Genomic DNA, 8,067 nt, shown 5'->3' with positions numbered 1-8,067 from the left:
TGGCCGACGATCATGACGTTCTCGACCTTGAGGACTTCGACAGCGTAGTGCAGGACCGACAAGCAGTTGAGATCGGAATGGACGACCAGGTTGGCGACGTTCCGGTGGACGAAGATCTCGCCGGGATCGAGGCCGATGATCTGGTTCGCCGGCACGCGGCTATCCGAGCAGCCGATCCACAGATAGCGCGGCGCCTGCTGCGCAGCGAGACGGGTGAAGAACTCCGGATCGTCCGCAACGCGCCGCGCAGCCCAGGCGCGGTTGTTCGCGAGAAGTCCATCGAGGGCGCACATGATAGTCCTCCGTAGGCGTTCCGCGGCTGCCGGCAAGGCGACGATCCGTATTGCCGATGCCGACGGGAGCGCGGCCCCGCGCCGTCGGCATCGGGGCCGCGCTGGGTGCGGCCTAGTCGGCCTCGAGTTTTTTGCCGCGCGTCTCGGGCAGCAGGAAGGTCACAATGAGGACCAGCGCATAGGAGCCCGCTGCCAAGACCGCGATCGCCTTTCCGAGCCCCATGGTCGCGGCCGCCATTCCGATCAGGGTCGGGTTCAGCGCCGCTATTCCTCGACCGAAATTGTAGGTAAAGCCCTGTCCGGCAGCCCTGATCCGGGTTGGGAAGTTTTCCGTTAGGTACGCCCCCATGGCGGCAAAGATGCCGGACGAGAAAAAGCCGAGCGGGAAGCCGAGGATCAGCATCAGCGAGTTCGGGATCGGCAGCGACGTATAGGCGATGACCATCAGGAACGCACCGATGGCGAAGACCCGGAACTTGTTTCGCCGGCCGATGCGGTCGGCGAGATAGGCTCCGGACAGGTAGCCGGCGAACGATCCCAGGATGATGACCGCGAGGTAGCCGCCGCTGCCGATGACCGAGAGGCCGCGCTCGTTCTTGAGGAAGCTCGGCAGCCAGGTGCCGAGGGCGTAGTAGCCACCCTGTGCGCCCGTCGTGAGGATAGAGCACAGCACCGTGGTCTTCAGGATCGAGGGCGAGAAGATCTCGGAGATCTTCACCGTATCGCCGGCCGCCTTCAGCTTCTCCTGGCTCTGCACATAGACTTCCGGCTCGTCGATGAAGCGGCGGATGACGGCGGCCGCGGCCGCGGGCATGAGGCCGAACCAGAACAGCCAGCGCCAGGCCAGCTCCGGCGGAAAGACGCTGAAGAGCACGGTCGAAACGAGGACCGCGAAGGCCCAGCCGACGGCCCAGGCGCTCTGCACGAAGCCGACTGCCTTGCCGCGGTGTTTCGGCGCGATGACCTCGGCGATCAGCACGGCACCGGCCGACCACTCGCCGCCGAAGCCGAGGCCCATGAGCGCGCGGCAGATGAGCAACTGCTCGAAGTTCTGCGCGAAACCGCTGAGGAAGGTGAACGCGGCGAACCAGACCACGGTGATCTGGAGAGTCCTGACGCGCCCGAACCTGTCGGCCAGAATCCCGGCGAACCAGCCTCCGAAGGCCGAGGCGAGCAATGTCGAGGTGGCGATGATGCCGACTTGTTGGTTGGTGAGCGCCAGGGCCGCAATGATGCCTGTGATGGCGAGGCTGTAGATCTGGACGTCGAAGGCATCGAGGCCATAGCCAGTGAAGCAGGCCCAGAAGGTGCGTTTGCCCTTCGGCGTCATCTCCCGGTACCAGGAGCCCTCTGCCGTGGCCGCTGGAGGCGATGCGTCTGCCGTGGCGGCTGGAGGCGATGCGTCATTCATGATTCACGGTCTCCTTGGCATTGGGGATAGTCGGCGCCGCTCCTCGCGGCGGTCAGGGGCCGCACGATCCCGGTCGGAGCCGCGCGGGTCGAGGCACGGGCGGTCAGGTTTCGATGCGGGCGACGATCGCGCCGAGGGGCTGGATGGAGCCGGCTTCGGCGATCCGCCGGAGCCGGCCGGAGATGGGGGCGGCGACGGGGGTCTCCATCTTCATCGCCTCCATGACGGCGATGACGTCGCCCTCGGCCACCTCGGCGCCGTCCTCGATCCGCCAGAGCCGGATCGTTCCGGGCACCGGCGCTCGGACCGCGCCCGGGCCGGCTTCCTCCGGCCGCTCCGCCGGCGCCGCCTGGTCGGGCGCTCCGACCGCCTGGAAGCCGCCGAGGAGCGCCGAGGGGAGCCGAAGCTCGACCCTGCGCCCGTCAATCTCGACCGGGAGCCGCAGCATGGTGTCCGAAGGGGCGGCCGGCGCCGGAGGTGCTGGCTCGAACCGATGGCCGAAATCGGTCTCGATCCAGCGGGTATGGACGCCGAACCCCGACTCCGCGGTGAAGGCCGGAGCCTCGAGCACCGCGCGATGGAACGGCAGCACGGAGGGCACGCCCTCAATCCGGAATTCGGCGAGCGCGCGGCGGGCACGAGCGAGCGCCACCTCGCGGGTCGGACCGGTGACGATCAGCTTGCCCATCAGGCTGTCGAAGGCGGGGGCGACGGCGCCTCCCGTCTCGACGCCGACATCCACCCGGACGCCGGGACCGGCGGGCGGAGCGAACAAGGTGATCGCGCCGGGGGAGGGCAGGAAGCCACGGCCCGGATCCTCGGCATTGATCCGGAACTCGATGGAATGGCCGCGCGGCTCGGGCGTGGCGGTGAAAGACAGCGGCAATCCCGCAGCGATCCGGAACTGCTCGATCACGAGGTCCACCCCAGTCGTCTCCTCCGTCACCGGATGCTCGACCTGAAGGCGGGTATTGACCTCGAGGAAGGACAGCACCCCGTCGGCGCTGAGAAGGAACTCGACCGTGCCGGCGCCCGTGTAGCCGGCAGCCGCACAGATGTCGCGCGCGGCCGCATGGACGCGGGCGCGCTGATCGTCGGTCAGGAACGGCGCGGGGGCCTCCTCGACCAGCTTCTGGTTCCTGCGCTGCAGGGAACAGTCGCGCGTCCCCACCACGACGACGTTGCCGTGCCGGTCCGCCACGACCTGCGCCTCGACGTGCCGGGGACGGTCCAGGAAGCGCTCCACGTAGCAATCGCCCCGTCCGAAGGCAGTGGTCGCCTCCCGCACGGCGGAATCGTAGAGCTCCGCCACCTCCTCCAGCTTCCAGGCCACCTTCATCCCGCGGCCACCGCCGCCGAAGACCGCCTTGATGGCGATGGGAAGCCCTTCCCGACGCGCGAAGGCTTCGGCCTCGGCTCCGGACGAAATGGGACCGTCGCTGCCTGCCACCAGCGGAGCGCCGACCTGCTCGGCGATCCGCCGCGCCTCGACCTTATCGCCCAACGCCTGGATCACATGGGGATCGGGGCCGATCCAGGTGAGGCCGGCCTCCTGCACCGCCCGCGCGAATTCCGCGCGTTCCGAGAGAAAACCATAGCCCGGATGGACGCCGTCGGCGCCCGAGCGGCGTGCAACGGCGATCAGCTTGCCGATGTCGAGATAGGTCTCGACGGGCTTGGAGCCACACAGGCCCCAGGCCTCGTCGGCGGCACGCACGAAGGGCGCATCGGCATCGGCATCGGCATAGACGGCGACGGAGGCGAGCCCGTAGTCGCGGCAGGCCCGGACGATGCGAAGAGCGATCTCGCCGCGATTGGCAATCAGGACCTTCTTCATGAGGGATTTTCCGGCGTCGGGGTGATTTCGGCGAAGGGAGCGATCGGAACGAGACGGATGCGGGCGCCAATCGGGATCTGCCCGGCGAGGTCGAGGTGATGGGGCGCGACCGAGCCGATGACCGGATAGCCGCCGGTCAGGGGATGATCGGACAGGAAGAGCACCGGCTGGCCGTTCGGGGGGACCTGCAATGCGCCCCGCACCGTCCCCTCGCTCTGAAGCTCGTCGGCGCGGGCCCGCTCGAGCGGCGTCGCGCCCGCGAGACGGATGCCGACGCGGCTCGATTCCGGGGTGACCACCCACTCCTGCGCGCCGAGGAGGCGGACGGCCTCGGGGGTGAACCAGTCGGTGCGCGGCCCAAGGACGACGTCGAGGGTCACGATGTCCGCGGCGGTGGGCAAGGCCCGTCGCCGGGGGGACGCCGACGTGGCGGGTGTGCCGGATTGCGTGCCGATCGCGAGCCGGTCGCCTGCCTTGACCGGCGCGGAACCGATACCCGCGAGCGTGTCCGTCGCGGCGCTCCGCATCACGGCCGGCACGTCGAGGCCTCCCGCCGCAGCGAGGTAGCTCCGCATGCCCTGCGCCGGGGCGGCAAGGCTGATCACATCTCCCGGACCGAGACGGATCGGACGGCCGTGCGGTGCGATGAGGACGTGCCCCTCCGCGCTCCGGAGCGTGATCGGAGCGGGCGCTCCGGTCAGAGCGACCGTCACCGCGCGCTCGGCCTCGAAGCTGAAACCGCCCAGCGTAATCTCCAGGGCGGCCGCGTCCGGGGAATTGCCGACGGCGGCATTCGCCGCAGCCAGGGCGCCGCGATCCAACGCGCCGGAGACGGACACGCCGAGAGCGGCCAATCCGGGCCGCCCCATATCCTGGACGAGCACGGGCAGTTCGACGGAAAGGACGCGCAGGCCCGGAGCCTCGGGCACCATCCGCGCTGCGGCCTTCGCCGGCGCGCGCCCCGGCATCGCGTCGATCCGGCGGAATCGAACCCGATCGCCGGGTGAGAGCAGCGCAGCGGGATCGCGGTCCGGATCGAACATGACGAGAGGGGTGGTCCCGATGATCTGCCATCCGCCGGGGCTTTCGCGCGGATAGACCCCGCTGAACGCCCCCGCGAGGCCGACGGAGCCGGCGGGAATCCGCGTGCGGGGTGTTTGACGCCGCGGAACGGTGAGTCCGACCTCGGGAGCGGACAGATAGGCGAAGCCGGGAGCGAAGCCCGTGAAGGCGACGGTGTAGTCGGCCTCTGTATGGCGGCGGATCACCTCCTCGGTAGTGATACCGAGCAGTTCCGCCGATTCTGCCAGATCCGCCCCGTCATAGACGACGGGGATCTCGACCGTCCGCGTCCGACCAGAATCCCGAGCCGAAAGATCCCGACTGGCCAGCTCCGCGGCGATGTCGGAGGCGCTCGTCTCCGGGTCGAAGCGGAGCATGAGCGTGCGCGCGGCGGGAACGACTTCCTCCACCCCTTCGACAGGCTTCCGGGCCAGGGAATCGAACAGCGCGAGTGTCGCCTCGAGATCGGCGAGTTCGACCAGAAGCGTGGTCGGATTGACCGGCAGAAAACGCATGCGGGGCCTCGTCGCGGGGATGGCTGAGCTGCCGGCCCCGGACGGGGCCGTCGGTCGGATGCGCGATCAGACGCGGTAGACGTGGTCCGGGACGTCCGTCACGAACATGTAGCCGGGGGCGTGGGTGACGGCGAAAGGTACCCCGGACGCCATCACGGCCGCCTGAGGCGTCACTCCGCAGGCCCAGAAGACCGGAACCTCGCCAGGCTCAATACGAACAGGGTCGCCGAAATCCGGCGCCGCCAAGTCCCGGATGCCCAGGTCTTCCGGCACGCCGACATGGACCGGCGCTCCGTGAACGGCGGGAAACTGTGCGGAGATGGTCGCGGCCGCAGCCACCCGGTCGGCCGCGATCGGACGCATGGACACCACCATCTCGCCCTTCAACCTCCCGGCAGGGCGGCATTGCCGGTTGGTGCGGAACATCGGCACGTTGCTGCAATCGGCGATGTGGCGGACCTCGATCCCGGCCTCGATCAGCGCCGCCTCGAAACTGAAGCTGCACCCGATGAGGAACGTCACCAGATCGTCCCGCTCGGCATAGAGGGGGCTGGCATCCGTCACCTCGTCCACCAACTGGCCGTCGCGCCAGACGCGATAGAGCGGGATGTCGCGGCGAAGATCGGCGCCCTCGGCGAGCACGGTGGTGAAGGCTCCCGGATCGGTCACGTCCAGGACCGGGCACGGCTTGGGATTGCGCTGCGCGTAGAGCAGGAAATCGTAAGCCCAGTCGCGCGGCAGGGCGATCATGTTCGCCTGCACCAGGCCGGGTGCGACTCCGGCCGTCGGCTCGACGGCGCCAGCGCGATAACGCGCCCGGGCCGCCTGGGCCGCGGTCACCGAATCTCCACTCATGGTCTCACCTCCTTGCGGTCGACGAAGGAGCAGAGCGTGACGCCCGCTCCCGTCAGGGTCTCTCGGATCATCTGCGCCATGGCGACAGCCGCGGGATTGTCCCCGTGGACGCAGATCGACCCGGCCTCGATCGGGGTCGGCGTGCCGTCGATCGCTTCGACCACACTCTCGGTCGCCAATCGAAGCATCCGTCGCGCCACCACATCCGGATCGTGCAGCACCGCACCGGGCTCCTGGCGCGAGACGAGGCGACCCTGCGGAGTATAGGCGCGGTCGGCGAAGGCCTCGGCCATCACGGCGAGCCCCGCGGCCCGCGCCTGGGCGACGATCGGTGCTCCCGCGAGGGCCATGAGGATGAGCGAAGGGTCGACCGCTCGGATCGCCGCGATCACGTCCGCGGCCTGCCGCGCGTCCCCAGCGATGGTGTTGTAGAGGGCGCCATGCGGCTTGACGTAGGTGACCCGGGTGCCGGCGGCAGCCGCGAGACCCTGCAATGCGCCGATCTGATAGATGACATCGCCGATCAGCTCTTCGCTCGAAGGGTCCATCGCCCGACGCCCGAAGCCCGCTAGATCGCGATAGCCGACATGGGCCCCCACGGCGACGCCTGCACGGACCGCCGCGTGCAAGGTTCGCAGGATTCCGGCCGGGTCGCCGGCATGAAACCCGCAGGCGATGTTGGCGCTGGTGACGATGCCGAGCATGGCCTCGTCGTTCCCCATGCTCCATGCGCCGAAGCTCTCGCCGAGGTCACTGTTCAGATCGATCGCCGTCATCCCCTGCCCCCTTGCCCAGGCCGCTTGCTCTCGGCCCAATCCATTCAATGATCGGCTTTCTGTTGTTCAACAAATAATCTATTTTCGATGATCAGCCAAGCATGAATCATAGGCTTATATGTCAAAGTTTTCTAGAATTTTTGCCCACAACGTATGGAGCCGACCCGCGAATCGGCCTGCCAAGCTCGGTCACTAGGTGATGAAAACGGTCCTGATAGCTTGAGACGTTGGGGCGAGATGATTAGAATCCGTGCCTTAGTTGAGGAGCAAACAGAGCTTGAGGACCAAGGTGCCCCAGGATGGTGGTCGATCGCTTGCGGAAATGGTTGCCGCGCGAATCCGCGAGCAGGTGATCCATGGCGGCTTTTCTCCAGGCCAGCACCTCTCCGAAGCCGAGTTGAGCGACAGCCTCGAAGTTTCCCGCAACACGTTGCGGGAAGTGTTCCGCGTGCTGACCAAGGAAGGGCTTCTGCGGCACGAGCCCAACCGTGGCGTCTTTGTAGCCACCCCGGACATGGCCACCATCGTCGACCTTTACCGGGTGCGGCGCATCATTCAGGTCGAGATCCTGGAACAGGCGTTCTCCGGGCATCCCGCCGTCAGGAAGATGCGAGAGGCGGTCGAGCGGGCGAAGGAAGCGCGGGAAGCCGGCGACTGGCTCGTGGTCGGCAGCGCTGATCTGGCGTTTCACGGAGCGATCGTCGCGCTTGCCGACAGTCCCCGGCTCGACGCCTTCTTTTCACACGTCCTGGCCGAAATGCGGCTCGCGTTTGGCCTGCTCAGCGAGCCGGAATTGTTGCATTCTCCTTTCATAGAGTTGAACGAAGAAATATTGAAACTTGTCGAGCTCGGAAAGAGATCTGAAGCGGCAAGCCGTTTAGAAAAATACCTCGTCAATGCCGAGAGAGTGGTTCTGGGTGCTTTTACTAGACATTAAATCATGATGGCGTACGCAGAGCGGTTGTTCTGGTAATGGCTTTCGCTGCGTCATAGTTTGCCGTTTGATGTGGGAAAAATATCAAAAGTAGATAATAGTATAAATAACGTTATTCCGTCGATCTCTATTGAAGAATTCCAATCAGTTAAAGAGTAAGACGGCAAAATCTTTGGATCATTACATATCTGCCGGAGAAACGTATATTCTCACAACCTTTACATCGATTGCCGATCGCCGCGTTATTATGCGGCCAGCTACATATCGAGACATCATTGCGACGGCTCCGGCGCGGGCACCTCGCCCTCCGAGGGGACATCGGGATCAGGGATGTCGACCGGCGGGGGCGCCCAGGGCGGCATGGGAGGGATGAGCGGACCGGTG

At 66.8% G+C, this 8,067-nt stretch carries 7 protein-coding genes; 1 reads left to right on the top strand and 6 read right to left on the bottom strand.

What is annotated here, in order from left to right:
* From Q0480_RS10985 to Q0480_RS10960, 6 genes are all read right to left on the bottom strand, one after another.
* Positions 1-293, bottom strand: a 293-nt coding sequence (locus Q0480_RS10985) for a carbonic anhydrase (protein ID WP_299132845.1), incomplete at its 3' end; no start/stop codon positions are given.
* 112 nt (positions 294-405) lie between these two features.
* Positions 406-1,704 (bottom strand): MFS transporter, encoded by a 1,299-nt coding sequence (locus Q0480_RS10980; RefSeq protein ID WP_299132843.1) that lies wholly within the window; start codon positions 1,702-1,704, stop codon positions 406-408.
* A 103-nt stretch (positions 1,705-1,807) separates the two neighbouring features.
* Positions 1,808-3,541 carry a biotin carboxylase N-terminal domain-containing protein gene (locus Q0480_RS10975; RefSeq protein ID WP_299132840.1) on the bottom strand — a complete coding sequence of 578 codons (1,734 nt, stop codon included), beginning with the start codon at positions 3,539-3,541 and terminating at the stop codon, positions 1,808-1,810.
* Complete coding sequence (gene pxpB, locus Q0480_RS10970) at positions 3,538-5,118, bottom strand: 5-oxoprolinase subunit PxpB (RefSeq protein ID WP_299132838.1); 1,581 nt, start codon at positions 5,116-5,118, stop codon at positions 3,538-3,540. Before pxpB ends, Q0480_RS10975 begins: the two co-directional genes overlap by 4 nt.
* 66 nt (positions 5,119-5,184) lie before the next feature.
* Positions 5,185-5,973: a putative hydro-lyase gene (locus Q0480_RS10965; RefSeq protein WP_299132835.1), complete on the bottom strand. Its 789-nt coding sequence runs from the start codon at positions 5,971-5,973 to the stop codon at positions 5,185-5,187.
* A complete protein-coding gene (locus tag Q0480_RS10960; RefSeq protein ID WP_299132832.1) occupies positions 5,970-6,749 on the bottom strand; it encodes a 5-oxoprolinase subunit PxpA in 780 nt (259 codons plus the stop codon). Before Q0480_RS10960 ends, Q0480_RS10965 begins: the two co-directional genes overlap by 4 nt.
* Positions 6,750-7,026: 277 nt before the next feature.
* On the opposite strand from Q0480_RS10960, the gene Q0480_RS10955 reads away from it, so the two are divergent.
* Positions 7,027-7,686: a GntR family transcriptional regulator gene (locus Q0480_RS10955; protein ID WP_299132829.1), complete on the top strand. Its 660-nt coding sequence runs from the start codon at positions 7,027-7,029 to the stop codon at positions 7,684-7,686.
* Positions 7,687-8,067: the final 381 nt, after the last annotated feature.

Origin of the sequence: uncultured Amaricoccus sp. (assembly GCF_937891315.1) — a bacterium.
Taxonomy (GTDB): domain Bacteria; phylum Pseudomonadota; class Alphaproteobacteria; order Rhodobacterales; family Rhodobacteraceae; genus Amaricoccus.
Note: the sequence above shows the minus strand (reverse complement) of the source record. Positions and strands in the feature narration are given on the sequence as shown.

Bases quoted from the DNA above. Each gene is read 5' to 3' on its own strand.
- pxpB (WP_299132838.1), bottom strand. From the start codon at position 5,118: ATGCGTTTTCTGCCGGTCAATCCGACCACGCTTCTGGTCGAACTCGCC.
- Q0480_RS10965 (WP_299132835.1), bottom strand. From the start codon at position 5,973: ATGAGTGGAGATTCGGTGACCGCGGCCCAGGCGGCCCGGGCGCGTTAT.
- Q0480_RS10960 (WP_299132832.1), bottom strand. From the start codon at position 6,749: ATGACGGCGATCGATCTGAACAGTGACCTCGGCGAGAGCTTCGGCGCA.
- Q0480_RS10975 (WP_299132840.1), bottom strand. From the start codon at position 3,541: ATGAAGAAGGTCCTGATTGCCAATCGCGGCGAGATCGCTCTTCGCATC.
- Q0480_RS10980 (WP_299132843.1), bottom strand. From the start codon at position 1,704: ATGAATGACGCATCGCCTCCAGCCGCCACGGCAGACGCATCGCCTCCA.